This is a genomic window from Microbispora sp. H10670 (assembly GCF_014161385.1).
GTDB lineage: Bacteria > Actinomycetota > Actinomycetes > Streptosporangiales > Streptosporangiaceae > Microbispora > Microbispora triticiradicis.
In genome coordinates this window covers 89,835-115,569 of sequence record NZ_JABBWW010000002.1, presented here as the reverse complement: position 1 = coordinate 115,569, position 25,735 = coordinate 89,835, and the positions used below count along the sequence as shown (strand labels likewise).

Below are 25,735 nucleotides of genomic sequence, written 5' to 3'. Positions count from 1 at the left end.
CGTGTCTCTGTCTCCATGTGCGTACGCGGGGCCGTACCGGCGAACTGCGGTCGCGGCAACGGTCCCCCTGTCTACCCGATCGGCGGCTCCGGCGCGGCGGCGTGGCCCCGGGCCGGGGCAGGCCGCGTCAGCCGACCTGGTTGATGCGGATCAGGTTGCCCGAAGGGTCGCGGAAGGCGCAGTCGCGCACCCCGTACGGCTGGTCGGTCGGCTCCTGGACGACCTCGGCGTCGCCGGCCTGCAGCCTGTCGAAGGTGCCGTCGACGTCGTCGGTGGCCAGGGTGAGTATCCCGTAGGTGCCCTTCGCCATCATCTCGGCGATGACGCGGCGTTCCTCCTCGGTGATGCCCGGGTCGGCGGCCGGCGGGTGGAGGACGATGGACGTGCCGGGCTGCCCGGCGGGGCCGACCGTGATCCAGCGCATGCCGCCGTACCCGACGTCGTTCCGGACCTCGAAGCCGAGGGTGTCGCGGTAGAAGACGAGCGAGGCCTCGGGGTCGTCGTGCGGGAGGAAGGTCGCGTGAATGGTGAGGTTCATACAGGTCAGGCTAGTTTCGGCGCGGTGGTCCGCGCTTCTCGATTCCTGACCGGCCGGGTCACCTGTTTCGCGACGCACGACGGCATCCCCGCCGTCGCGCCCGCCGCGGCGCGGCGGTAGGCGCTCGGGGGCATGCCGACCAGCTCGGTGAAGCGGGTGCTGAAGGTGCCCAGCGACGAGCAGCCGACCGCGAAGCAGACCTCGGTGACGCTGAGGTCGCCGCGGCGCAGCAACGCCATGGCCCGCTCGATGCGGCGGGTCATCAGATAGCCGTACGGCGACTCCCCGTAGGCGAGCCGGAACTGGCGGCTCAGGTGGCCGGCGGACATGTTCACGCCACGGGCGAGCGCCTCGACGTCGAGCGGCTGGGCGTACTCCCGGTCGATCCGGTCCCGGACGCGGCGCAGCCGCGCGAGGTCGGCGCGGCGCTGTGCGGAGACGGGTGTGCTGGTCACAGGGGCATCGTACGCCGCTACGCCCTGCCGGCGGCCCATGACCCCGGCCGCCGGGACGGCTTGACTCCGGGACGCCGCGACGCGGACGATACATCAAACATGTTTGATGTAAACGACCCCGAGGGGGTGCGGTGGCGTCCCAGCCACGAACCGGGCCGTACGGGCAGGACCACGGCGGCCTCGCGCGCCGGCTGGGCACGGCGGACGCGGTGGTCATCGGGCTGGGGTCGATGATCGGGGCGGGCGTGTTCGCCGCGTTCGGTCCCGCCGCGCGGGCCGCGGGCACGGGCCTGCTGATCGGGCTGGTGATCGCCGCGGTGATCGCGTACTGCAACGCGGTCGCCTCCGCCCAACTGGCCGCGGTCCACCCGGTCTCCGGCGGCACCTACGTCTACGGCCGCGAACGCCTCGGCCACTGGTGGGGGTTCACGGCCGGGTGGGGCTTCGTCGTCGGCAAGACGGCGTCGTGCGCCGCCATGGCGCTCACCTTCGCCTCCTACGCGGTGCCCGGCCCCTGGTGGGCGCAGCGGGCCGTCGCCGTCGCGGCCGTGCTGGGGCTGGCCGCGCTGAACTACCACGGCGTCACCAGGACCGTCCTGCTCACCCGGGTGCTCGTCACCGCCACCCTGACCGCCCTGGCCGTCGTGGTGACGGGGATCGCCCTTAGTGGCGGCGCCGCGCCGGACAGCCTGGGCGACTGGCGGGGCACCGGCGGCGCGTACGGCGTCCTGCAGGCCGCGGGGCTGCTGTTCTTCGCCTTCGCCGGATACGCCCGCGTGGCCACCATGGGCGAGGAGGTCCGCGACCCGGGCCGCACCATTCCCCGCGCGATCCCGATCGCCCTGTTCGTCACCGTGGCCGTCTACCTGGTGGTCGGGGTCGCGGCGCTGCTGGCCGCCGGGCCGTCCCGGCTCGCCGCCTCGTCCGCGCCGCTGACCACCGCGGTCGAGGCGGCGGGCGCCGGCGGCCTGGCCCCGGTGGTGCGGGCGGGCGCGGCGCCGGCCGCGCTGGGCGCGCTGCTCGCCCTGATGGCCGGGATCGGCCGCACCGGCCTGGCCATGGCCCGCCACCGCGACCTGCCGGGCTGGCTGGCGGCCGTCCACCCCCGCTACCGGGTGCCGCACCACGCCGAGATCGCCCTGGCCGCCGTCGTCTGCGTCCTGGTCGCCACCGCCGACCTGCGCGAGGTCATCGGCTTCTCCTCCTTCGGCGTCCTCGTCTACTACGCCGTCGCGAACGCCTCGGCGTTCACCCAGCCCGCGTCCGAGCGCCGCTGGCCGCGCGCGCTCAACCTGCTCGGCGTCGCCGGCTGCCTGACCCTGGTCGCCACCCTGCCCTGGCCGTCCGTGCTCGCCGGGCTGGTCATGTTCGCCGCCGGTCTGGCCGGCCGATGGCTGGTCCTGCGCCGCCGCGCCCGAAGGGCGGGCCCGTGAGGGCTCTCCTGCGAACGGCCCGGTGTCAGCGGCTTCACCGATCAGAAATCCTCCGCCACGTCGTCAGTTCTGGTAACCCCTCGCCACCCGCGGAAGGATCGACGACCATGACCGACGCCAGACCGCCAGGCGACGACAAGGCCGCGTTCATCGCGGCGGCCCGCTCGAACGACGCGGCACAGTTCGCGCTCATCACGGAGCACTACCGGCGTGAGCTGCAGGTGCACTGCTACCGGATGCTCGCGCACTACGAGGACGCCCAGGACATGACGCAGGAGACGTTCCTGCGGGTGTGGAACAAGCGGGAGTCGTTCAAGGGCGACGCCGCGCTGCGGACCTGGCTGCACCGGATCGCGACGAACGCCTGCCTCGACTTCCTGGAGAAGCGCGACGACCGCACACCCGTGCCTGCCGAGCTGCCGGGCGCGGGCTCCGAAGTGCGCTACCTGCAGCCCTACCCGGACCGAATGCTCCCGGAGGACCCACAGGAATCGGTGGTGGTGCGGGAGACGGTCGAGCTGGCGTTCATCGTCGCCGTCCAGCATCTGCCGCCACGGCAGCGGGCGGTGTTCATCCTGCGCGACGTCCTCGGCTGGCCGGCGTCGAAGGCCGCCGACGCCCTCGGACTGACCGTCGCATCGGTGACCAGCGCGCTGCAGCGGGCGCGCGTGACGATGCGCGAGCAGCTGCCCGGCCGCCGCCTCGACTGGCGGCGCCCTGCCGCGCACGAGCTGTCGGATGACGAGCGCGGCGTGGTGAAGTCGTACATCGAGGCCCATGAGCGCAACGACATCGACGGGCTGACGGCCCTGCTGCGCGACGACCTGCGCTTCACGATGCTGCCCGACCCGGGCACCGTGACCGTCACGGCCAAGGAGGCGGTGGACGGCTGGGTCTCCAATGGGCTCTTCCAGCGCGGCTACGACGACTGGCGCTGCACCGCCACCACGGTCAACCGCATGCCCGCCGCCGCGCTGTACCTCCGCACCCCCGGCGACCCGGAATACCGTTTGTTCACCATCGCGGTCCTGCACATCGTCGACGGCAGGATCGCCGAACTCACCGGATTCGACGCCACCGACAAACCATGGCTGGGCCTGCCCGCGACGCTGTGATCAACAAGTCCCCATCGTCACCGAAGTCACCGGGGGAGGAGCACCCTGACCAGCTGAACACCGACGTGGCGACGCGAACACCACCGCCCCGCCGGCGTCGCCGGCGGGGCATCTTCATGCCCCAAGGACATCGTCACGATCAACGTCACGGTGAGCACGCCGGGAAGGATCTCGACCTGGCCCTACGAGCCGAGCGTCTGGCCCGTGCTCATCGCCTCGTCTCGTATCGGGTCAGCACCACGCCGCCGGGAAACGTCCGCGTCTCGACCAGGTTCAGGTTCACCCAGCTGTCCAGCGCGGTGAAGAACGGCGTGCCGCCGCCCACCAGGACCGGCACGGTGACCAGCGCGTACTCGTCGATCAGCCCGGCCCGCATGGCCGCCCCGGCGAGCGTCGCGCCGCCGATGTCCATCGGGCCGCCGTCCTCGGCCCTGAGCCGGGCGATCTCGGCGACCGCGTCGCCGGTGACCAGGCGGGTGTTCCAGTCGACCTTGTCGATCGTCGATGAGAACACCACCTTCGGCATGTCCCGCCAGAGCCGCGCGAACTCGATCTCCGCCGGGGTGGCGTCGGGCTGCTGGTCGCCGGTCGGCCAGTGGGAGCTCATCGTCTCCCACAGCTTGCGCCCGTACAGGGACAGATCGCTCGCCCGCATCTGCTCGTACCACCACTGGAACAGCTCGTCGCCCGGCGACGAGTCCGGTCCCTCCTCCCCACCCCAGCCGATGTCGTCGCCGGTCGCGGCGATGTAGCCGTCCAGGGTCACGTTCATGCCGAAGATCAGTTTCCGCATCGTGCCAGCCTTCCGTGAGTCGATCTCACACGTACAGACGGGCGCGGCGCGGAAAACTAATCGGAACAGCGCCCGCTCGGTGAGAGACGCCGGGCCGGTCTTGCGCCCGGCCGGATACACCGCCGCGTGTAGCCGTCGTGTACCCCGCCGGCCGGGGCCGTTCCTAGCGTGGTGGCGACCCGCCCGCCCGACCGGGGATGAGGACGCCCGTGGCCCTTCTCTTCGCCTTCTGCCGGCTGCTCACGGGGCTCGTCTTCCTCGCCTCCGCGGTGAGCAAGCTGCGCGGGCGGGCGACGTACGAGGAGTTCACGGCGGCCACCCGCGCGCTCGCGCCGCGCCTGCCGGCCAGGCCCGCCGCGGCGCTCGTCGTCGCCGCCGAGTCCGCCGTCGCGCCGCTGCTGGCCTGGCGGCCCACCGTGCTCGCCGGCTTCTGCGCCGCGCTCGGGCTCCTCGTGGCGTTCACCGTGGCCATGGCCGTCGCTCTGCGGCGGCGCCGCCGGGTCCTGTGCCGCTGCTTCGGCGCGTCCACCGTTCCGGTGGGCCCCGGTCATCTCGTCCGCAACGCCGTGCTCGCCGCCGCGGCGGCGACCGGAGCGGCGCAGGCCATGACGACAGGAGCGGCGGCGGACCTGGGAGCGGCCGGGCTGGCCGCGGCCGCCCTGACGGCCGGGGCGGCGGCCGTCCTGCTGCCGGCGATCGGCGAGATCGCCCATCTCTTCACGAACAGGCCCTCACGGAGGTAGTCCCCATGCCGTTCCTCACAGCGCTCGTCCTCGGCGTCGGCGTCCTGTGCCTGATCGACCTGGTGCTGACGGTCGGGGTGATCCGCAGGCTGCGTACGCACGAGGAGATGCTCGCGGCGCGGCCGGGGGTGTCCCCGCCGATCGTGCTCCCGCCCGGAGCGACGATCGGCGCCTTCTCCGCCGTGAGCACCGACGGCGTGCACGTCTCCGCCGAGACGCTGACCGAGCCGGCCCTCGTCGGCGTCTTCTCACCCGACTGCCCCGCCTGCGGGGACCGCCTGCCGCAGTTCGCCGAACGCGCGCGGTCCTTCCCCGGAGGGCGCGGCAGCGTGCTGGCCGTGCTCGTCGGGACGGAGGAGGAGGTGGCGGCCCAGCGGCATGCGCTGGAGCCCGTCGCCCTGGTGCTGGTCGAGGAGTACGGAACCGGCGTGACGAAGGCGCTGCGGGTCCAGGGCTTCCCGTCGCTCGCCCTGCTCGACGGGCACGGCAGGGTCCTCGCCAGCGGGAGCACGCTGGCCGACCTCGACGCGCTTCCCGCATCCGCGTGACGGCGCCGACGCGGGCGGTGGCCGCCGGCCTCGCCTGGCGGGCGAGCAGGGGCCTGACCCTCGCCTTCGCCGCCCTCACCGGGCTCATGGCCGCCCTGCCGGTGACGATCGCCTGGTGCACCAAGCTGGTCCTCGACGAGATCGGCGGCGGCCACCCCCGGCCCGGGATGACGGCGGCGCTGGGCGCCGCGCTCGCCGGGTGCGGGCTGCTGGCCGCGCTCGGGCCGCAGGTCGTCCAGTACGTCAGGGACGAGAGCGGGCGCAGGGTCGGCCTCGTCGCCCAGGACCGCCTCTTCCAGGCCGTCGAGCGGTTCACCGGCCTGGCCAGGTTCGAGGACCCCGCCTTCCTCGACCGGATCCGGATGGCCCAGCAGTACGGCGGGGCGACCCCCGGCATGCTGGTCTCCGCCGCGCTGGGCGCGGCCAGGACGGTCCTGACCGGCGCCGCCTTCCTCGTCTCCCTCGTGACGATCAACCCGTGGACGGCGGTTCTCGTGATCGCGGCGGCGGCGCCGTCCCTGGCCGCGGAACTGTGGCTGTCGCGACGGCGCGCCGCCATGCTGTGGGGCATCGGCCCGGCCGAGCGCCGCGAGTTCTTCTTCGGACAGCTCCTCGTCGACGTCCGGGCCGCCAAGGAGCTCAGGCTCTTCGGCGTCGGGGGGCACCTGCGCGGGCTGCTGCACGCCCAGCGTCGGGCCGCGAACGCCGAGCGCAGCCGTACCGACCGGCGGGAGCTGCGCGTCCAGGCCGCCACCGGGACCATCGCCGCGCTGGCGGCCGGAGGCGGCCTGCTGTGGGTTCTGCTCGACGCGGCGAACGGCACGGGCGGGGCCGGCGACGTGGCGCTGTTCGTCGCCGCCGTCGCCGGGGTGCAGGCGGCGGTCGGCGGCCTCGTCCTCGAACTGGTCTCGGCGCATCAGCAGGTGCTGCTGTTCGGCCACTATCTCGCCGTCCTCGACGCCGGGCCGGACCTCCCGGTCCCGGACCGTCCCCGGCGGGCGGGGCCGCCGCGCCGCGGGATCGAACTGCGCGACGTGTGGTTCCGCTACTCGCCCGGCCACCCCTGGGCCCTGCGCGGCGTCAGCCTGACCATCCCGTACGGCGCCTCGGTGGCGCTCGTCGGCAGGAACGGCGCGGGCAAGAGCACGATGGTCAAGCTCCTGTGCCGGATGTACGACCCCGAACGCGGCGCCGTCCTGTGGGACGGCGTGGACCTCAGGGAGATCGACCCGGCGGAGCTGCGCGCCCGTATCGGGGCGGTGTTCCAGGACTACATGGAGTACGACATGACCGCGGCCGAGAACATCGGCCTGGGCGATCTCGCCGCGATGGGTGACCGGGGAAGGATCGAGGCGGCGGCGCGGCGGGCGGGCGCGCACGGCACCGTGAGCGGCCTGCCCCGGGGGTACGACACCATGCTGTCGCGCATCTTCGCCGATCCCGCCGATCCCGGCGGCTCCGCCGAGGACGGCGGGGCGGTGGGCGTCCACCTGTCGGGCGGCCAGTGGCAGCGGCTCGCCCTGGCCCGCGCCTACCTGCGGGGTGAGCGGGATCTGCTGATCCTGGACGAGCCCAGCTCGGGGCTCGACGCGGAGGCGGAGCACGAGATCCACCAGGGACTGCGGGAACACCGCCGGGGCCGCACCAGCGTGCTGATCAGCCATCGGCTCGGCGCCGTACGCGACGCGGACCACATCGTGGTCCTCGACGGCGGTCAGGTCGCCGAGCGGGGCACACACGCCACGCTGCTGGCGCGCGGCGGGATCTACGCCCAGCTGTTCGCCCTGCAGGCGGAGGGATACCGGCAGCGGGACGACCCGGACGCCGACACCCCGCGCCGGCGGCTCTCGGAGGCCAGATGACACCGGTCCCGCTCATCCTGTCCGCGGCGGCGTTCGCGGCCGTGCTCACAGCCGGGGCGGTGCTGGCGCTCAGACGGACCCTGCGCGTCGTCGAGGTCCACGGGGAGAGCATGCGGCCCGGCCTGCGGCCCGGCGACCGGGTCCTCGTACGGAACCTGCGGCCCGGCCGGGCCGGCCCGCGCGTCCGGCGGGGGGACGTCGTCGTCATCGCCCGCGTGGGCCCGGGGAAGGGCGTCACGCTCGACGGCGGCACGAATCTGGTGATCAAACGGGCCGCGGCCGTGGCGGGGGACTCGATCCCTCCGGGGTTGGAGGGCCTGCGAGAGACGCCGGGAGAGGCGTGTGTGCCGCCGGGGCGGCTGCTCGTCCTCGGCGACAACCCGGCGCGGAGCACCGACTCCCGGCAGTGGGGCCTCCTTCCCGTGAGCAGGATCACGGGTGTCGTGCTCCGGCGGCTGAACGCGTGAGTCGCGTGCCGGTCGTACAAGCGCGCGTGTATCGGAGTGGTATCTCGGTGATCGAGGCCGCTCCTAACGTCGGTGGACAAGAGGTCCTTTCGCAAGGAGGAGACGAGATGACGCGGACGATTCAGCGGCTGGCCGACCGGATGGTCGCCCGGCTGGTCCCGGCCACCCGCGCCGAGGCGATCAACTGCTGGTACGAGTACTCGGGGACCTGCGTCCGCAGGTACTGCTGCACCGGATCGGAGATTCCCGGCGGCCGTTCCTGCACCCCCTGGCAGTACACCTGCTGACCGAACGCATCTGACCGAGCGCATCCGGACGACCACGGTGGAGCGCCCCTCGAATGCGGGGGCGGGGGCGCTCCGCCGCCGTTGTCACGTGGTCGGGGCGATCTCCCTGGCGTACAGGCGGGTGAGGCCGTTCATCCGGTAGTGGCCGGGGGCCAGCGGCTCCATCAGACGGAGATCGGCCAGCCTGCCGAGCGCCGCCGACGCCGTACGCCGATCGCTCCCGAGGAGCCCGGCCGCGGCCGCCGGCCCGCAGTCGGCCAGGCCGCGCTCGCCGAGGCGGTGGAACAGGGCCAGCGCTCCGTCGCCGGCCGTCCCCCCGGACCGCCGCAGGGCCTGGTAGTCGAGGTCGATGGCGGCCCGTACGGAAAGGTCGCCGCAGGTCAGCAGGTCGAGCCGGTGCTCCTCGCCGGCGAGCATGTCGGCGAACGCCTCCGGTGTCCACTCCCGCCTGGCGGCGAGGCGCTTGCCCGCGATCTCCAGCGCGAGCGGCAGGTTGTCGCAGAGCCGGGCCACCCTTCCCGCCTGCGCGCGGTCGACCCGGTCCCGGCCGCACAGCCGGGTCAGCAGGTCGTACGCCGCGTCGTCGGCCAGGGGTGCGAGCGGCAGGTGCTCGACGTCGTCGAGCGCCGCGAGCATCCTCCTGCTGGTGACGACGAACCGGCAGTCCGGGCAGCCGGCGAGCAGGGGGCGCACCTGCTCCTCGCCGGTCACGTTGTCGAGGAGGACCAGTGCGCGCCTCGCGGCGGTGGCGGTCCTGAGCTGGTGCAGCGCGTCGTCGAGGTCCGCGGCGATCTCGTCGTCGGCCAGACCCAGCTGTCCCAGCAGCCGCGCGAGCGTCTCGTACGGGCCGGGCCGGGGGAGGGTGCGCAGATCGACGTGGTGCACGCCGCCCGGGAAGCCGGGCGCCGCCGTGCGGACGGCGTGCCGGGCCAGGGCCGACTTGCCGACCCCCGCCGGGCCGTGTACGGCGACGGGCCGCGGAGGGCCTGCGCCGATCGCGGCCACGACCTCCTTGAGCTCCCGCTCCCGGCCCACCAGGCGTCCCGGCGCCGGGATCACCGCCGTGACCGCCGCCGGGGCGGGTGCCTGCGGATCGGCGCGGAGCGCGGGGTCGCGGTTGAGTATGCCCTGGTGCAGCCCGGCCAGTTCGGGACCGGGATCGACGCCCAGTTCCTCCGCCAGGAACGCCCGGGCCTGCCCGTAGGCGGCGATCGCGGCGGCGGCGTCGCCGGTGCGGTACAACGCGAGCATGAGGGCGCCCCACAGCCGTTCCCTGGTGGGATGGGCGGCCACCGTCTCCCGCAGCTCCGCCACCGCGTCGGCGTGCTCGCCCAGCCTGAGGCGGGCTTCGGCCATCGCCTCCAGGGCGAGGCAGCGCTGCTCGGTGAGGGCGTCCAGGCGCGGGCCGAGCGCCGCCGAGCGGGGCACGTCCTCGGCGGGGGCGCCCCGCCACCGCGTGAGCGCCGTGGACAGCTGCCGCAGCGCCGCGTCCGGCCGGCCCGCGGACAGCGACCGCCTGCCCTGCCGCAGGGCGTCGGCGAACTCGGTCACGTCCAGTTCGCCGTCCCGCACGGCGAGGACGTAGCCGGGCTGGCGCGCCGTCAGCCGGTCGCCGTCGCCGATTGTGCCGCGCAGGCGGTTGACGTACGTGCGGACATTGGCGACCGCGAAGCGGGGCGGCTCGGCGTCCCACACGGCCGTGACGAGCCGGTCGATCGACACGACCCGGTTGGGTTCCAGCAGCAGCGCGGTCAGCAGGGCCCGCTGTTTGGGCGTGCCGAGCGGGACCGGCCTGCCGTTCCGGTGCAGCTCAACCGGGCCGAGCAACCCGAAGCGGAGGTTCACCCCGCCCTCCCGCGGCCGGATGGGGCGCACGTGCGGGTCGAACGGCGTGATCGGTGCACGAGGAGACCTCCCGTGGCGTTTCGCGAGGAATGGGTGAGGAGAACCTCAACAAGATCACCGCCCTGGCCGGCCGCTCACAAGGGCCGCGGGTGTACGGAACAGTTCCGGACAACGATCCGGACAGCCCGCTCGGGACGGTCGTCCGGGCGGCGCCGGGCACGGTGGATCACCCATTGACTCGGACCGTTCCAAGGGCCAGCATCGGGGGCGTCGCCGCCGCCGTCGTCCGCCCGTCCCCGCGTACGGGGATCACCAGGAGGAAATCATGTCGATCATGTCGAGCGAGTCTTCGGCAGATGCGGCGTTACCCAAGAGCTGGAAGGCGTTCGTCGCGCTGCCCGACGACACCACGGCCAGGGCGGTCGCCCAGGAGCTGGAGAAGGACCCCAGCCCGGACAACGCGCTCGCGTCCGTGAGCCTCATCGCCGAGACGCTGGCCCAGCGTTCGGCGCAGGAGCGCAGCACGATGTCCGAGTTCATCGTCAGGCGGCTCACCGGCGACCTCGCCCGGGGCTTCCTGAAGGCGACCGCCGCGGTCCGGCTCGCCCACCCGGCGCTGGAGAAGCCGAAGGAGACGCCCACGCCGCAGCACGCCGACGTGCGCCACAGCCTCGACCTTCTGAAGCCGGAGACACCCAAGACCCTCACCGAGAAACTCGCCGAGAAGACCTCGAAGACCCCCGAGGAGATCTCGAAGACCCTCCACCTGGAGATGCTCGACGCGCTCGACCTGGCCGCGGGGGGCAAGGGCAAGGACAAGGTCACCGTCGACCTGGTCGAGCTCGCCCAGCGTGTCGAGGACGAGAGCGACGCCTCGTCGATGGGACACCTCCGGGCGGTGGCGAGGCTCGTCGACTCCATCAGCGGCAAGGCGGCGTACTCGAAGGAGCGCCGTGGCGAGCTCGAAGACATCGCGAAGGGGACGACGCAGCAGCACCTCGTCGAGCAGATCGGGTTCCGCGCGGCGAAGAGCCAGCGCAGCTCGCTCACGGGCCTGTCCACCCAGAACGAGCTCGCGGCCAGCTACTGGCGCACGAACTTCCGCGACACCCTGGACGAGTTCCTGAAGAAGCTGCGGGGAAGCGGGGAGTCGGGCAAGGGCGGCGCCCTCGACGATCTCGTCCAGAAGCTCACGAAGGTCGGGAAGTCGGGCAGTGACGTCCTGGTCAACAGCCCCCGCGTGCTGAACAAGCTGCAGATCGTGCTCGGCCCCGAGGTGCTGGAGAACCTCACGGTCACACCGCTCGTCGGAAGGACGGGCGTCAGCGTGCTGAGCGGCACCGGCGCGTACACCAAGATCGAGTGGGACAAGATCCTTTACGAGCTCGGCGCGACGCCGTCGGCCTACCAGCTCTACGAGCTCATGGACACGGGAAAGACCCCGCCCACCTCCAACTTCGAGGTCGACACGCGGGCCGATCTCGTCAGGCTCATCACCTCCAGCCGGTTCTCCCGGCTGCAGGAGATCGCGCGGGGGAAGAGCGAGATCGCGCCGGTGTGCGCGATGATCGAGCACCTCGTGCTGGGCCTCACCGACGCGCTCGGCCCGAAGCGCTTCGACACGCTGACCGCCAACGCCCTCGGCTCGCTGAGCCGGCTCATCGACATCGTCGTGGAGAACGAGGCGAACCCCACGGTGGCGATGCGCGCGGCCGACCTGATGATGGACGAGATCGCCATCGTCGTCGCCGTGGCCCAGTACTACACGAGCACCGACTACCGGACGACGATGCGGGACATCCTGCTGGAGCGGGCCAAGGACTTCGCGAAGGCGGCCGGGGACATCACGATCGACAGCTACCTCATGACGAGCGGCATGGACGCGCTCGCGACCGCCCTGTACATCGCGCTGTCGTGGCGGGACCACGAGGAGGTCTCGCGGTCCACCGAGGCGATCGACTACTACGAGACCGCGTTCCTGCTCGGCAAGCTCAAGAAGGGTGAGAAGGCGACCCCGCACAAGGACGTCCTGGTGGCGGCGCTGAACCCGAGCACGCCCGCCTTCGCGCCGTCGCCGGCCAAGCTCGTGGACGACGTGCGGCGAAGTCTGGAGACGCACAAGAAGGGCGACGCGCCGTTCGCGCTGATCATCGACACCACCATCGAGATCGCGCCCGAGACGGCCGGCAAGACCCAGATCGACATCCTGCTCGACGGCCTCAAGGACGCCGTCGCCGCCGGCAAGCTGGAGATCTTCCTGTGCAAGAGCTTCCAGAAGTACGCCTCGATGGGCACCGGCAAGGTGGCCGCCGGCAATCTCACGATGCTGTCGGCGAAGGGCAACTCCGGGTCCGCGTACGCGCGGGCCGAGGCGCTGCTGCAGGACATCAACCTCGATCTCGTCCAGCACGACGAGGGGCAGCTCGTGGTGCACATGCTCAAGCACGGGCACCGCGACGAGCTGGCGCTGGTGCGCAGCGCCGCCAGGAACGCCAAGTTCGTGGACGAGTTCTGCTGGCCCATCGACAGTGGGGACCTCACCCAGGGAACCACGTACGTGGACGGCATCCCTCTGATCCTGCGCACGACTCCCACCGGCGACGTCGACAAGCTGTTCAACAAGCTCCAGATCGACAGGCGCGACAGCTTCTCCTTCCTGCGGACCTCCTACGTCGGCGAGATCCCGAGCGCCGGCGGCGTCGAGGGCAAGTACGTGCGCATCAACACCGGCCACGAGTCGAAGGCGACGATGGTCGAGTACTTCTACGCGTTCGGCCACCTGGCGCGCAGCACGCCCCCCGGCGCGAAGAAGCCGGGCGGCACGAAGGTCGATCTCGGCGCGCTCACGATGGACGCGGTGAAGGAGCATCTGGAGGTGCTGGGCGGCGTCAGGAACGACCAGGACCCCGGCATCGCGGAGTACCGGGACAACATCGTGGCGTCCTACTGCGCCTTCGCCCTGCAGAACGTCCCGGGGAAGGGCGCCGTCATGCCGCTGCTCCTCGAGTTCTTCGTGCGTCCCGTGAGCCGCGTGACGATCGAGACCCAGCGTTATCTCGCCGACGCGCTGCTCACCTTCAAGGCGAAGGACCTCGGCACCAACCCCGTCGCCCTGGCGTCGTTGTGCCGCGCGGCGGTGGTCCTGCCCGCGTCGCGGATCAAGTCCCTCACCCCGGTCCTCAGGCTCGACACGATCGGCGAGTCGGAGGAGGCGAAGCAGCTCCGCGCGATCGTGGCCCGGAAGAACAAGGTCTGAACAAGGTCTGAGCAAGGCCTGAGCAAGGCCTGAGCAGGGCCGTTCCGGCGACCTGAGAGGCCGTCGCGATCCGGGCGCCACGAACAGACCGCAGTGGCGCCCGGAGAGATCCGGGGATCGTGAACCTTCTTGGCTTCTCGCCCGACTGTGCAAGATGACGGGAGGACGAGATGACCGATGAGCTGCTGGTGACTCGCGCTCAGCTGGGCGAGCGCGCGGCGCTGGCCCAGCTGGTGGCTCGATGGCGGATGCCGGTATGGACGTACGTACGGCGCATGCTGGATGCCGAGCGGGCCGACGACGTGGCGCAGGAGGTCTGGCTGGCCGTGGTCCGCGGCCTGCCCCGCCTCAGGGAGCCGGGCCGGTTCGCGCCGTGGCTGTTCACGATCGCCCGGCGGTCGGTCACCGACCGGCTGTCGCCGGTGCTGTCGCTGAGAACCCGGATCCGGGCGGTGGCGGCACTGCTGGCCGGCGTCGCCGGCGCGGTGTTCATGGGCACCTTGTGGTGGACGGAGCCCGGCCCGCTGCCCGGCCGCACACATCTGGCGTTCGCGTTGCTCACCGTGTTCTGCCTGGTCTGGGCCGCCTACGGCGGATGGCTGCTGACACGCCGGATTCCGTTGTTCGCCACCGACCAGGTGTTCGGCTGGTGCTCGCCCTCGTCCTGATCGGGATCGCCTACCTGGCGATCCGACACCGGACCTGACCATGAAAGGGGCATCGTGATGGCCCACAACCCGAAATTCATCCGCCGCCGGCTCGGCACGACAGCCCTCCTCGTGGTGACGGTACCCATCGCCGCGATGTCGCTGGCTGGTGTGATCACGTTGCTGGCCTGACTCGCCGCCGGCCGCAGATGGAATCCGACCGGATTCTCCCCCGGACTACAGGGACCCCGGATCGCGAGTTGCGCCCGCGCCGGTGTAACCACTATAACCAGTTACATGGCATTGAGCTGGAAGCTGGTCGTCGACAGTGTGAACGCGCCCGTGCTCGCGGACTTCTGGGCCGCGGCGCTGGGCTACGAGGTGGAGGATCCCAGCGTGCTCGTCGGGCGGCTGCTGGCCGCTGGTCACCTCCCGGCGGAGGCGGTCGCCGAGCACGACGGCCGCACGATCTTCCGTGGCTACGCCGCGATCCGCCACCCCGACGATCCCTTCGACGCCACCAGCGGCGTCGGCCTCGGGCGGCGCCTGCTCTTCCAGGACGTACCCGAGGGGAAGACCGGCAAGAACCGCCTGCACATCGACGTGCACGGCGAGCCCGGTGGCCTCGACGCCCTGGTGGCGCGCCTGGAAGGCCTCGGCGCGACCCGTGTCCGCGAGGTGGACAAGGGACCCGCCGGCCACTGGTGGATCATGCTCGACCCGGAGGGCAACGAGTTCTGCGCCACGTAGGCCGCGCCTGCCCGCCGCCCCCGCCCCCTCAGCCGAACAGCGACAGGTCCACGGAGTCGGCCAAGGCCTGGTAGCCCGCGTCGCTGCCGTGCACATGGTCGCCGCAGTGGAAGTCCGCACGGATACGACCGGGGTGGTCCGGATCACGCCAGACGGCGTCGAAGTCCAGCACGGCGTCGAAGGCGCCGCCGGTCCGGATCCAGTCGTTGACCGTCCGCCGTGCGCTCTCGCCCTCCGGCGTGAAGACCTCCGCGCCCTCGTAGGGCGCGATCGTGGTGCCGTAGACCCGCGCGCCGCGTTCGCGCGCCCTGGCGATCAGCTGGCGGTAACCCGCGATGACGTCGTCCGTCGTCACCGGCGCGCCGGGGAACATCTTCAGGAAACCGGCCAGGGGACCGTCGTCCCGCGGAGCGAAGGAGACGGCGATGTCGTTGGCACCGACGGAGAGCACCACGTAGCCGAGGCCGGGCGTCGCCAGCACGTCACGGTCGAAGCGGGCCAGGGCGGCGGCGCCGATGCCGTCGTTGAGCATCCGGTTGCCGCTGATGCCCTGGTTGGAGACGTATCCGGTGGCCACGCCCCCCTCGATGAGCCGCGCGGCCAGCAGCTCCGGCCAGCTGCGGTTGGCGTCCGGTGTCGAACCGGCGCCGTCGGTGCGGGAGTCGCCCACCACGACGATGGTCCTGGCCGGGCCGTCAGGGAGCAACTCGACGGCGGAGAGCAGTGCCCGCACCGGCAGAACCTCGGCGTTCTCCGGCAGCGTGAGGGCGGCGACGGCGTCGCCCGGGATCGTCCACCCGGTCTCCAGGGCGGGGTCGTGGCAGGTGCAGGTCTCCACGCGCCCCGGCAGATGGAGGCTGATGGACAGCTTGGCCAGGGCGGGCAGGGGCAGGTCGACCGGATCGCTGAGGATCGGCGCGCCCGCGGGGACGGTGACGCGCGGCGCGCCGGAGAAGGTCAGCACACGCTCGCTGCCCGGCTGAACCCCGCCACCGGGCGCCGCGAGGCCCACCCGCGCCGCGCCGATGTCGAGGGGCGCGGTCCCGAACTCGTTCGTGATGCGGACGCGCATCCGGCTCCCGCCGCCGCTGATGCGCACCACCTGGCGCAGGGTCACGTCCGCGAAGGGCAGGTGTCCGTCGAGCGAGCCGAGCCCGTCATGTGCCGCCTGGGGCGAGGCGCCCCAGCTCCTGACCCAGCTGCCGGCGTTGGTCGTCTCGGTCATACGTCGTCTCCGTTGTTCGTCGGGATCCGAAGACTGAGGCGGGTCGCTGACACGGGGCGAATACGGCGCTGACACGCGCCGGCATCGCGCTGACACGGCTGTTCTTCTTTTGGAGTCTCGTGGGGGAGCGCACGAAGATTGAGGAATGGACGGAGTTGCACGGCTTCGCATCACACTGCTCGGCGCGTTCCAGGTGTCTCGTGGTGACGCCGTCCTGCCCGTTCCCGGAGCGCGGTTGCAGGGCCTGCTCGTCCGGCTGGCGCTCGCCGGAGGCCGCGGGGTCGAGCCGGGCGTACTGGTCGACGCGATCTGGGCCGAGGAGCCGCCGTCCGGCCCCGGCCCCGCCCTGCAGACTCTCGTCTCCCGGCTGCGCCGCGCCCTCACCCCGACCGGCGAGGCCCGTGACGTGGTCGTTCAGGGCGCGGGCGGCTACCGGCTGGCGGTGGACGCGGCCGATGTGGACGCGCTGCGCTTCGAGCAGCTCACCGCCGCCGGCCGGGAGAGGCTGCGGGCAGGTGACCCGGAGGCGGCGATCGCCGCGCTCGCCGAGGCCATGGCGTTGTGGGGCGATCATCCGGGCGCCGAACCCGCGGTCGTCGCCGCGGTCGCGCCCACCGTCGCGACGCGGCTGGCACAGGTGTCGATCGAGGCGGTCGCCGACCTCGCCGACGCCGAGTTGTCGCTGGGGCGGGCCGACGTGGCCGCCGCCCGGCTGACCAGGCTGCTGGCCGAGCACACAGTCCGCGAGCACACGGTCCACGAGCGGGCGGCCGCGCTGCTGATGGACGCGCTCGCCGCGCAGGGTCGTCAGGCCGAGGCGCTGGCCGTCTACGAGCGGATCCGCCGGGATCTGGCCGACGTACTCGGCGCCGACCCGGGCACCGCCCTGCGGGAACGCCATCTGCGCCTGCTGCGCCCCTGTCAGGGGGTGACGGAGCCCGGCCGGATCCGGCCGGGCACCCTCCCCGAACCGCTGACCAGCTTCGTCGGCCGCGACGACGACCTCACTCGCATCCGCGACCTGCTCACCACCGGGCGCCTGGTCACCGTCCTCGGCCCCGGCGGCGCCGGGAAGACCCGGCTCGCTCTGGAGGCCGCCCGCCGCCACCGCCACGAGTACCGCGACGGCGCCTGGCTCGTCGACCTCGCGTCCCTCAACGAGCCGGCGGAGCTCGCCGCGGCCGTGCTCGCCGGGATCGGGTCGCGGGGCGGCGCGATGCTCGCCGACCGCAAGCGGGTGGAGGGAGACGAGCTGGACGTCCTCGCCGGCGAGCTCGGCGGCCGGGAGATCCTGCTGCTGGTCGACAACTGCGAGCACCTGATCGGCGCCGTGGCCCACCTGGTCGCGGCGCTGCTGCCCCGCTGCCCCGGGCTGCGCGTGCTCGCCACCAGCCGGGAACCCCTCGCGGTCGACGGCGAGGCGCTCGTGCCGCTGGCCCCGCTCGCACTGCCCGGCCGCGACGACGGCGTCGAGGCGGCCCGAAGCGCGGCCTCGGTGCGCCTGTTCACCGAGCGCGCCGCCGCCGTGCGGCCCGGTTTCGACGTCGACGAGATCACGCTGCCCGACATAGTGCGCGTGGTGCACGGTCTGGACGGCATGCCGCTGGCCCTCGAACTGGCCGCCGCCCGGCTGCGGACGCTGTCGCTGCCCGACCTGGCCGACGGGCTCTCCGACCGGTTCCGGCTGCTCACCACCGGCAGCCGTACCGCACCACCCCGCCACCGCACCCTGCGCGCGGTCATCGCCTGGAGCTGGGAGCTGCTCGACGAGCACGAACGCACCGTGGCGGAACGGATCTCCGTCCTGCCCGGCGGCGTCACGCTCGCCTCCGCCACCGCCGTCTGCTCCGGCACCACCGTGCCCACCGGGGAGATGCCCGAACTGCTCGCCGCCCTCGTCGACCGGTCGCTGCTGCAGCTCGCGCCCGGCGCCGGGCGCTACCGGATGCTCGAGACCATCCGCGAGTACGGCGCCGACCGCCTGGCCGGCACCGGCGATCTCGGCACGGCCCGCAGCCTGGCCGCCGCCCACTTCACCGAACTGACGGCCCGCCACGACTCCCGGCTGCGCGGGCCCGGCCAGCTGACCGCCATGCGGGCCATCGGCGCAGAGTACGACAACGCGCTCGCCGCGCTGCGCCACCTGTGCGCCGCCGGTGACTCTCCCGGCGCGACCACCCTCGCCCTGACCCTGATCTGGTACTGGCAGATGTCCGGCCGCCACTCCGACGCCGCCTACTGGCTGGACGAGGTCCTGGCGGTGCCCGGCGGCGGGCCGGCGCCCGAGCGCGACTGCGCCCGAGCCGTCCACCTGCTCAACCGGGCGGACATCCTGTCGGGGATCACCGCCCGGGAGGCCGCCGACGACCGGGCGGAGATGCGCGAGCTGGCGGAACGGCTGCTCGCGCATCCGGAGCTGCCGAGCCACTACCGCGTGTTCGGCCCGATCCTGCTCTTCCTGCGGGAGGAGCAGGCCGCGCTAACGATCTTCCAGCGTCTGGCGGACGGCGACGACGTGTGGCTGTCCGGGCTGGCCCACATGTTCCTGGCCGAGATCGCCGAGAACGCGGGCGCGCTCGACCGGACGCGTGTCCACGTGACGGCCGCCCTGGCCCGCTTCCGGCAGGCCGGTGACCGGTGGGGCCAGGCCGCCACCTTGCCGATGCGCGCTTGGCTGCGGCGATACGACGACCTCGACGGCGCGCTGGCCGACCTGCGCGAGGCCCGGGTGCTGGCGGGCGAGTTCGGCCCGCTCAGCCTCGGCGACCAGCTCTACAGCGACCTGCGCTGGATCGACGTGCACATCCGGCGCGGCGACACCGACCGGGCGATGGCGTTGATCGGCTCCGCCCGCGAGCGTGCGCTGCACGCGTCGTCGGCGGAGATGCTGGTCCTGGTCGACGCGCGGGAGGCGGACGTGCGGGTGCGGCTCGGCGACCTGTCCGGGGCGGCCGACCTGCTCGACGACGCCGAGCGGCGCCTGCTCGACGATTCCGCGTTCCCCTCCGGCCACGCCCGGACGCTGGCCGGCAGCGCGCGGGCCGCGCTCTGCCTGGCGCTCGGCGACCTGTCCGGCGTGGAGAAGGCGCTGCGGGAGGCGTACGCGGCCGCGCTGGCGACCCGGGAACTGCCGATCCTGTCGCTGGTGACGGTGAACGCGGCCGCCCTCGCCGGGACGCGCGGGCGGCACCACGAGTCGGCCGTACTGCTCGGGGCCGCCGCCCGGCTGCGGGGAGCGCACGATCACACCGATCCGCAGGTCCGTGAGCTCACCCGCCGGAGCCGGGCCACGCTGGGCGGGGAGGAGTTCGCCGCGGCCTACGCGAAAGGCTGGGAGCTGGACGTGAACTCGGCGTCACTTCATGTACGGCGCACGCTCACACCAGGGCCCGCTTGAGGAAGACGACCCCGTCGATCGTGTCGAGCCGGGCCGGGTCGAGCGGGAAGTAGCGGAAATCCTCCGAGACGCGCGGGGTGGGTTCGGTGACGGCGTGAACCAGGCGGCGGGCGTCGACCAGGGCGCGGTCCCACGGGAGCGTGGACAGGACGCCCTCGACGGTGTCCGGGGGCGGGGTGTCGTCGCCGGTCGTGCCGAGGGCCGAGGCGAGGAAGGCGTACCGGTCGCCGAGGTGCGCTCCCGTGATGGCTCCGGCGCTCCACCACTCCAGCGTCTGGTCGCCGAACGGCATGGCGCTCTTGTTCCGCTGCAGGTGGAGGTTGTGGCCGAAGACCAGGGCCGGGCCGTGCCCGGCGACGGCCCGCAGGTTCGCGGCCATCATCGCGTCCCGCTGGGCCGACAGCCGGGTCCACCGAGCCGGGGACGCGTCGGCCATCCAGTGGTGGTAGCGGAGCAGGCCGACGGCCGTGCGCCCGTACAGTGCCGCCCGCTCCCTGTCCTCCGCGCTCAGCCGCGGAACCTGCGTGGCGAGCAGCGCCACCATGTCGTCGGCGATCAGCCGCAGCCGCCGGGCCTCGGCGGACCGTCCGATCGACCGGGCCGGATCCCTGGCCGTGGCCTCGTCCGACCACCGGTCGTCCGGGCCGAGAAGCTCGTCCAGGGTCTCGGGGGAGCAGGGGAGTGGGCCGTCGAGGAGGGCGTGGAGGGCGGTGAGCGCCTGGCGCGGGCTCGCCGCCCAGTACTCGAGCGGGCCGTCGAACCCGAAGAACCGGAGCTTCTCGTCGTGCTCCTCGTTGTAGGCCCGCATCCAGCGGACGAGCTCGCGGTTGGCCGGTGACGCGCCGAAGCCGTGGCTGAAGCCGCGTTCCATGACCTCGTCGAGGCTGCCCGCGCCCGTCCTGACGTAGTCGTCCACCACCAGGCCCATGAGACAGTCGCTCTCGATGGCGAACGACCGGTAGCCCTCGTGCTCGACCAGATGCCGGAAGACCTCGTTGCGCACCTCGCCCAGCTCGTCCACGAAATGCCTGGCCTCGCCGAGTCCGAGCAGCAGGGGTTCCGCCGGCAACGACCGGAGGAACGCCGAGACGCCCGCGCCGTCGAGCGGCCGGGCCGTGTCCTTGATATCCATGCCTTCGACGGTATCGTTGAACTCTCGATGTAAACTTTGCCCGATTAAACCCCGCTCTCGTCATGATGGACCTTCAATCGGTGGTGTATCCATGAGGCCGGTGGACCTGGCGCGCGAGCACGGCCTGTCCACCCAGGCGATCAGGAACTACGAGGACGCCGGCATCCTGCCCGCCGCGGGACGCACCGCCTCCGGCTACCGCGTCTACACGACGCTGCACGCGCAGGCGCTGCGCGCGTTCCTCGCCCTCGTGCCCGGGCACGGTCACCAGACGGCCACGTCGATCATGCAGGCGGTCAACCGGGGCGCCACCGAGGACGCGCTGCGGATCGTCGACGAGAGCCACGCCCGGCTCCTCGACGACCGCCGCACCCTGGAGGCCGTCGAGGCCGCGCTCCGCGACCTCGCGCCCGTGCCGCAGGAACGCGGCGACACCTTCATCGGCCCGCTGGCGCGCAGGCTCGGCCTCCGCCCGGCCACCCTGCGCAAATGGGAGAACGCCGGGCTGGTCCGGCCGCGCCGCGACCCGGGGACGGGCTACCGGGTCTACGGCGCCGACGACGTACGGGACGCCCGGCTGGCCCACCAGCTCAGGCGGGGTGGCTACCTGCTGGAGCAGATCGCCCCGCTGATCGCCCAGGTCCGCTCCGCCGGGGGCGTCGCCCCGCTGGAGTCGGCCCTGCGGGACTGGCAGGCCCGGCTGTCCGCCCGGGGCCGCGCCATGCTCAGGGGCGCCGCCGGCCTGGACGCCTACCTCCGCACCCGCGAACCCTGAACCGGGTCACCCGGCTCACCTGGCCGTGTAGCCGCCGTCGGCGACCAGAACGCTGCCCGTCATGAACGAGGAGTCGGCCGAGAGCACGAACTCGACGACCGATGCGATCTCGGCGGGCTCCGCCAGCCGGCCGAGCGGAATGTTCGCCGCCGAGTCCGCGAGCGTCCTGCCGAGGCGCGCCTGCTCCCGCTCCAGCATGGGTGTCCTCGTGCCGCCCGGCGCCACGGCGTTGAAGCGGATGCCCTGCGCGGCGTTCTCCAGCGCGAGGACGCGCATGAGGTTGATGACCGCCGCCTTCGACGAGCTGTACGCGCTCAGCCCGGGAGCGCCGACCGTGCCGAGTTCGGACGCGACCGCCACGAACGAAGGGCTGGAAGAACGGGCGAGCAGCGGCAGGGCCGCCCGGGCCAGCACGAAGACGGCGCGCAGGTTGACGTTGAGCACCTCGTCGAACGTCCGCGGGGGAGTCTCGGGGGCCGGAGCGGTATAGCTGATCCCCGCGCAGGCCGCGACCCCGTCGAGGCGTCCTTCGGCCTCCTCCACATCGTGGAGCAGTGAATCGACGGCGACCTCGTCGGTCACGTCCATCACCCGGCCGACGACCTCGGGACCGAGCCTGCCCAGGCCCTGTTCGTCGAGATCGGCCGCCCACACCCGCCAGCCGCGTTCGTGCAGCCGTCTCGCGGTCGCGGCGCCGATTCCCGACGCGGCGCCGGTCACCAGGACGGTTCCAGGCATCGTGCTTCCTCTCTCCCGGATCCCCGGCATCTTCGGGCATCTGTCAGATCGTGTAAATGTACGTCAACTTTGACCGAGCTTCGGGGGTGACAATATGCCGCCGCCACTGCCGGATGTCCAGGCTTCGAGGCGTCAAAGTTTGATAACACAGCCCCACCCTGTGCCATCTTGCGAGGCCGCCCTGCGGTGGCGCCGGCGGCCCGTGTGAAATCGATGTGAACGACCGGCGACCCCTAGACAACTCTGGAAGAGCTCTGTCACATTTGAGGAACGTGAGCCGCCCGGCAGGAAAGGACACCAGTGGACCCCAGTTCGGACCAGCGCTTTCTACGGGCGGCGCGGGTGTATCCCGCCCTCGGTGACGACGTCCTGCACGACGCGGTCGTCGAGATGCGGGGTGACCGCGTCGTGCGGGTCTGCACCGCGGCGGACGCCGCCGCCGACCTCGCCCGTCCGGGCGCCCGCGTGATCGACTACGGGGACGCCACCGTCGTCCCCGGTCTCGTCGACGCGCACTGCCACATCACGCTGACCGGAGACGGCACCCCCTACGAGCGGCAGGTTCTCGACTCGGACGAGATGATGGCGCTCATCGCCGTCAGCAACCTGCAGCGGCATCTCGCCTCCGGAGTCACCACGATCCGGGACAACGGCGGACGCAACCGCATCGTGTTCGAGGTGCGGGGGGCCGTCGAGCGGGGCTACGTCAGAGGGCCTCGGATGCTGCTGGCCGGCCGCCCCATCACTCATTCGTACGGGCACTTCTACTGGTGCAACGGGGTCGCGGACGGCGCCGACCAGATCCGCGCGGCCGTACGCCGCCTGGTGGCCGAGGGCGCCGACCACATCAAGATCATGGCCTCCGGTGGGGCGACGGCCGGGAACATCCCCTACTACTCCTCCTACACCGCCGCCGAGATGCGCGTCGCCGTCGAGACGGCGCACGGCCTCGGCCGGTTGACCACCGCTCACTGCCGGGCCACGTCCTCGATGCTCAACGCGGTCGAGGCCGGCCTCGACTGCATCGAGCACGGCGAGTTCCTCGTGCCGGGCGAGATGATGGAGTTCGGCGGCGGCGTCGCCTCCAGCGGCCGCATGGTCTACGACCCGGCGGTCGCCCAGACGGTGCACGACGCGGGCACCTTCATCAGCTTCACCGCCCAGACCGGCGGCTGGGAGACGCTGGTCGACCTGCGCCGGCGGGCCGAGCACGGCCCGCTCGGCGACGTGGAGAAGGGCCGGGTCTCCGCCATCGAGGCGTACTTCGACATGAAGCTCGGCATCCTGTCGTCGATGCTGGCCGACGGCCTGGGCCCGCGCATCGCGATCAGCAGCGACGCCGGTCCGTACGACGTCGCCTTCGGCGGGCTCCAGCACGGCATCGAACTCGCCGTGGCGGCCGGCCTGACACCGCTCGCGGCCATCCGCGCGGCCACCGCCGTGGCCGCCGAGGCCTGCGGCATCGCCGACCAGGTCGGCGCCCTCGCGCCCGGCCGCCTCGCCGACCTGCTCGTGGTCGGCGGCGACGCCACCCGTGACGTCTCCCGGCTGTGGGACGTGCGGGCCGTCTACCAGAGCGGACGGCTGGTCGCCCCGCTGGTCGCCGACTCGGGCGCGGACACCGGCGTGGTCCCCCTCCTGCCGGTCCGGCCCGCCGCCGCCGTCCCCGACTGCTGAGACCTGACGACTCCCGAACCACCCCCGAACGACCCCCCGCCGAGAGGTGAGCACAACCCCATGTACCCACGCGACCTCAAGGGATACGGCAGGCGCCCGCCGCACGCCCGCTGGCCGGGCGGCGCGAAGGTCGCCCTGCAGTTCGTCGTCAACTACGAGGAGGGCGGCGAGCGTTCGATCCTGCACGGCGATCGGTGCTCGGAGGCGTTCCTGACCGAGGAGCCGACCCGGGAGTTCCCCAACATCCGCAACCTCAACGTCGAGTCGCAGTACGAGTACGGCAGCCGCGCCGGGTTCTGGCGGCTGCACCGGCTGTTCACCGGACGGGGGCTGCCGGTCACCGTCTTCGGCATCGCCGAGGCCCTGGAGCGCGGTCCCGAGGCGGTCGCCGCGATGCGCGAGGCGGGATGGGAGATCGCCTGCCACGGCCTGCGCTGGATCGACTACGCCGAGATGCCGGTCGAGCTGGAGCGGGAGCACATCCGCCGGGCGATCGACCTGCACACCAGGGTCACCGGCAGCAGGCCGGAGGGCTGGTACACCGGCCGGATGAGCCCGCACACCCGCCGCCTGGTGGTGGAGGAGGGAGGGTTCCTGTATGACTCGGACTCCTTCGCCGACGACCTGCCCTACTGGGAGCACGCCGCCGGCCGGGCGCACCTGGTCGTCCCTTACACCCTGGACAACAACGACGGCCGCTACCTCAACACCTACGGCTTCCAGTCGGAGAGCTTCTCCGCCTATCTGCGCCGGGCGCTCGACCTGCTGCGCGAGGAGGGGGACGACCGGCCGAAGATGATGAGCGTCGGGCTGCACACACGCATCGCCGGCCGCCCCGGCCGGGCCGCCGACCTGGTGCGCTTCCTCGACTACGCCGCCGGGGCCGGCGACGTGTGGGTCACCCGCCGCGTGGACGTCGCCCGGCACTGGCACGCGGCGCATCCCGCCGTCCCGGCGTCCGCGTCGTGAAGGGGAGTGGGCGATGCGTGTCCTGGTGACCGGAGCCTGCGGCTTCGTGATGAGCGTGTTCATCCGGTGCTTCCTCCAGGACCACGAGGAGGCGCGGGTGCTGGCCCTCGACGTGGGCGAACCGGACGAGGCCTGGTCGGGCCATCTGGCGGACGTCGCCGGCCGGGTGGACTTCGTGCGCTGCGACGTGCGCGACCGCGCCCGACTCGCGACGTTGTTCGCCCGCCATCGGCCCGAGACGGTGGTGCACGGCGCCACCGTGACCCTCGTGCCCGAGTGGGAGCGGGAGGACCCCGTGCGGTTCCTCGACGTCAACGTCATGGGCACCGCCGCCGTCCTGGACGCCGCTCGCCGCGCCGGTTCCGTCGGCCGGGTCGTCCACGTCAGCAGCGCGGCCGTGTACGGCGCCGGGGACCCCGGGCGGACGGAGCCGCAGGACGAGGACACACCCCTGGAGCCGGACGAGATGTACGGCGTCAGCAAGGTGGCCGCCGAACTGGTGGCCAGGAGGTTCGCCGCCCTCTACGGCATGAGCGTGCCGATCGTGCGGTGCACCAAGGTGTTCGGCCCGATGGAGCGGCCCACCTCCGCACGGACCCTGATGTCCCTGCCGTACCACCTGGCGCGGGCCCTCGTCGCCGGGACGCCGCTGGCGGTGACCCCGCGGACGCTCCGGGCGGCCGGCGACTGGATCAGCGCGGTCGACGTCGCCGCCGCGCTCGGCCTGCTGTGCACGAGGCCGGACGTGGGCAGCGCGGCGTTCAACCTGGCCGGCGGGGCCGCCGTTCCGGTGCCGCGCCTGGCCGAGCTGTTCGGCGTCGAACTGGCCGCCGACCCGGCCGCCGACCCGGAGCGGGCGGTCGTCGACGCCGACCCCGCGCTGCGTTCGGGCAAGGACGGGACCTACAGCGTGCTGAGGGCGGCGCGGCGGCTGGGGTGGCGACCGCGCGACCTGCCGCGGCAGGTCGGCGAGTACCGGGAGTGGGCCCTCGCGCACTGGACCCCGGAGGACCCCGTCCCCTTGGGGAGCCCCGGCGTGGCGACGTGAGGGCGGTTTCACATTCACGCGCTCGACGCCGCTCG

The 25,735-nt window shown here is 72.7% G+C and carries 22 protein-coding genes; 15 read left to right on the top strand and 7 right to left on the bottom strand.

Annotated features, from left to right (window positions below; all coding sequences use genetic code 11):
- Nucleotides 1-127: 127 nt before the first annotated feature.
- On the bottom strand, nucleotides 128-538 hold the full coding sequence (locus HHX33_RS04170; protein ID WP_182873423.1) for a VOC family protein: 411 nt from the start codon (nucleotides 536-538) through the stop codon (nucleotides 128-130).
- Nucleotides 539-543: 5 nt separating this feature from the next.
- Nucleotides 544-1,032 (bottom strand): helix-turn-helix transcriptional regulator, encoded by a 489-nt coding sequence (locus tag HHX33_RS04165; RefSeq protein WP_259402143.1) that lies wholly within the window; start codon nucleotides 1,030-1,032, stop codon nucleotides 544-546.
- A gap of 92 nt (nucleotides 1,033-1,124) precedes the next feature.
- On the opposite strand from HHX33_RS04165, the gene HHX33_RS04160 reads away from it, so the two are divergent.
- Both HHX33_RS04160 and HHX33_RS04155 read left to right on the top strand, forming a co-directional pair.
- Nucleotides 1,125-2,426 (top strand): APC family permease, encoded by a 1,302-nt coding sequence (locus tag HHX33_RS04160; RefSeq protein WP_310741207.1) that lies wholly within the window; start codon nucleotides 1,125-1,127, stop codon nucleotides 2,424-2,426.
- Between the two features lie 107 nt (nucleotides 2,427-2,533).
- Complete coding sequence (locus tag HHX33_RS04155; RefSeq protein ID WP_182873422.1) at nucleotides 2,534-3,541, top strand: RNA polymerase subunit sigma-70; 1,008 nt, start codon at nucleotides 2,534-2,536, stop codon at nucleotides 3,539-3,541.
- 208 nt (nucleotides 3,542-3,749) lie between these two features.
- Here HHX33_RS04155 and HHX33_RS04150 read toward each other — a convergent pair whose 3' ends face one another.
- Entirely contained in the window at nucleotides 3,750-4,334 is a 585-nt protein-coding gene (locus tag HHX33_RS04150) for a dihydrofolate reductase family protein (protein ID WP_182873421.1), read from the bottom strand.
- A 209-nt stretch (nucleotides 4,335-4,543) separates the two neighbouring features.
- Here HHX33_RS04150 and HHX33_RS04145 point away from each other — a divergent pair, with 209 nt between their 5' ends.
- The 5 genes from HHX33_RS04145 to HHX33_RS04125 all read left to right on the top strand — a co-directional run bounded on the left by HHX33_RS04145 (nucleotide 4,544) and on the right by HHX33_RS04125 (nucleotide 8,241).
- A complete protein-coding gene (locus HHX33_RS04145) occupies nucleotides 4,544-5,077 on the top strand; it encodes a MauE/DoxX family redox-associated membrane protein (RefSeq protein WP_182873420.1) in 534 nt (177 codons plus the stop codon).
- Between the two features lie 5 nt (nucleotides 5,078-5,082).
- Entirely contained in the window at nucleotides 5,083-5,625 is a 543-nt protein-coding gene (locus tag HHX33_RS04140; RefSeq protein WP_182873419.1) for a TlpA family protein disulfide reductase, read from the top strand.
- On the top strand, nucleotides 5,622-7,487 hold the full coding sequence (locus HHX33_RS04135; RefSeq protein ID WP_310741206.1) for an ABC transporter ATP-binding protein/permease: 1,866 nt from the start codon (nucleotides 5,622-5,624) through the stop codon (nucleotides 7,485-7,487). The genes HHX33_RS04140 and HHX33_RS04135 overlap by 4 nt, the downstream gene beginning before the upstream one ends.
- Nucleotides 7,484-7,954: a S26 family signal peptidase gene (locus HHX33_RS04130; protein ID WP_182873418.1), complete on the top strand. Its 471-nt coding sequence runs from the start codon at nucleotides 7,484-7,486 to the stop codon at nucleotides 7,952-7,954. Before HHX33_RS04135 ends, HHX33_RS04130 begins: the two co-directional genes overlap by 4 nt.
- Before the next feature lie 107 nt (nucleotides 7,955-8,061).
- Nucleotides 8,062-8,241, top strand: coding sequence for a hypothetical protein (locus tag HHX33_RS04125; RefSeq protein WP_111699684.1), 180 nt, complete (start codon nucleotides 8,062-8,064; stop codon nucleotides 8,239-8,241).
- A gap of 84 nt (nucleotides 8,242-8,325) precedes the next feature.
- Here HHX33_RS04125 and HHX33_RS04120 read toward each other — a convergent pair whose 3' ends face one another.
- On the bottom strand, nucleotides 8,326-10,086 hold the full coding sequence (locus tag HHX33_RS04120; RefSeq protein ID WP_182873417.1) for an AfsR/SARP family transcriptional regulator: 1,761 nt from the start codon (nucleotides 10,084-10,086) through the stop codon (nucleotides 8,326-8,328).
- A gap of 325 nt (nucleotides 10,087-10,411) precedes the next feature.
- Between HHX33_RS04120 and HHX33_RS04115 the strand changes: the two genes are divergently transcribed.
- The 3 genes from HHX33_RS04115 to HHX33_RS04105 all read left to right on the top strand — a co-directional run bounded on the left by HHX33_RS04115 (nucleotide 10,412) and on the right by HHX33_RS04105 (nucleotide 14,739).
- A complete protein-coding gene (locus HHX33_RS04115) occupies nucleotides 10,412-13,342 on the top strand; it encodes a hypothetical protein (RefSeq protein ID WP_182873416.1) in 2,931 nt (976 codons plus the stop codon).
- 170 nt (nucleotides 13,343-13,512) lie between these two features.
- Nucleotides 13,513-14,010 carry an RNA polymerase sigma factor gene (locus HHX33_RS37045; RefSeq protein WP_182873415.1) on the top strand — a complete coding sequence of 166 codons (498 nt, stop codon included), beginning with the start codon at nucleotides 13,513-13,515 and terminating at the stop codon, nucleotides 14,008-14,010.
- A gap of 276 nt (nucleotides 14,011-14,286) precedes the next feature.
- Entirely contained in the window at nucleotides 14,287-14,739 is a 453-nt protein-coding gene (locus HHX33_RS04105; RefSeq protein WP_182873414.1) for a VOC family protein, read from the top strand.
- 28 nt (nucleotides 14,740-14,767) lie between these two features.
- Here the strand turns inward: HHX33_RS04105 and HHX33_RS04100 are convergent, their stop codons facing one another.
- Nucleotides 14,768-15,964 (bottom strand): SGNH/GDSL hydrolase family protein, encoded by a 1,197-nt coding sequence (locus HHX33_RS04100; RefSeq protein WP_182873413.1) that lies wholly within the window; start codon nucleotides 15,962-15,964, stop codon nucleotides 14,768-14,770.
- 145 nt (nucleotides 15,965-16,109) lie between these two features.
- Between HHX33_RS04100 and HHX33_RS04095 the strand changes: the two genes are divergently transcribed.
- A complete protein-coding gene (locus HHX33_RS04095; RefSeq protein WP_182873412.1) occupies nucleotides 16,110-19,361 on the top strand; it encodes a BTAD domain-containing putative transcriptional regulator in 3,252 nt (1,083 codons plus the stop codon).
- Here HHX33_RS04095 and HHX33_RS04090 read toward each other — a convergent pair.
- Nucleotides 19,342-20,493 carry an erythromycin esterase family protein gene (locus HHX33_RS04090; RefSeq protein ID WP_182873411.1) on the bottom strand — a complete coding sequence of 384 codons (1,152 nt, stop codon included), beginning with the start codon at nucleotides 20,491-20,493 and terminating at the stop codon, nucleotides 19,342-19,344. The two genes, HHX33_RS04095 and HHX33_RS04090, sit on opposite strands and share 20 nt — an antisense overlap.
- A 91-nt stretch (nucleotides 20,494-20,584) precedes the next feature.
- Here HHX33_RS04090 and HHX33_RS04085 point away from each other — a divergent pair, with 91 nt between their 5' ends.
- Nucleotides 20,585-21,268 (top strand): TioE family transcriptional regulator, encoded by a 684-nt coding sequence (locus HHX33_RS04085; RefSeq protein WP_182873410.1) that lies wholly within the window; start codon nucleotides 20,585-20,587, stop codon nucleotides 21,266-21,268.
- Between the two features lie 15 nt (nucleotides 21,269-21,283).
- Here the strand turns inward: HHX33_RS04085 and HHX33_RS04080 are convergent, their stop codons facing one another.
- Entirely contained in the window at nucleotides 21,284-22,006 is a 723-nt protein-coding gene (locus HHX33_RS04080; protein WP_182873409.1) for an SDR family NAD(P)-dependent oxidoreductase, read from the bottom strand.
- Nucleotides 22,007-22,306: 300 nt separating this feature from the next.
- Here HHX33_RS04080 and HHX33_RS04075 point away from each other — a divergent pair, with 300 nt between their 5' ends.
- The 3 genes from HHX33_RS04075 to HHX33_RS04065 are packed head-to-tail and all read left to right on the top strand — an operon-like array spanning nucleotide 22,307 to nucleotide 25,700.
- Nucleotides 22,307-23,683, top strand: coding sequence for an amidohydrolase family protein (locus HHX33_RS04075; RefSeq protein WP_182873408.1), 1,377 nt, complete (start codon nucleotides 22,307-22,309; stop codon nucleotides 23,681-23,683).
- Nucleotides 23,684-23,743: 60 nt separating this feature from the next.
- The gene (puuE, locus tag HHX33_RS04070; protein WP_182873407.1) at nucleotides 23,744-24,652 is read left to right on the top strand and encodes an allantoinase PuuE; all 909 of its coding nucleotides are present in this window, start codon (nucleotides 23,744-23,746) and stop codon (nucleotides 24,650-24,652) included.
- A 13-nt stretch (nucleotides 24,653-24,665) separates the two neighbouring features.
- Nucleotides 24,666-25,700 carry an NAD-dependent epimerase/dehydratase family protein gene (locus tag HHX33_RS04065; RefSeq protein ID WP_182873406.1) on the top strand — a complete coding sequence of 345 codons (1,035 nt, stop codon included), beginning with the start codon at nucleotides 24,666-24,668 and terminating at the stop codon, nucleotides 25,698-25,700.
- Nucleotides 25,701-25,735 lie beyond the last annotated feature (35 nt).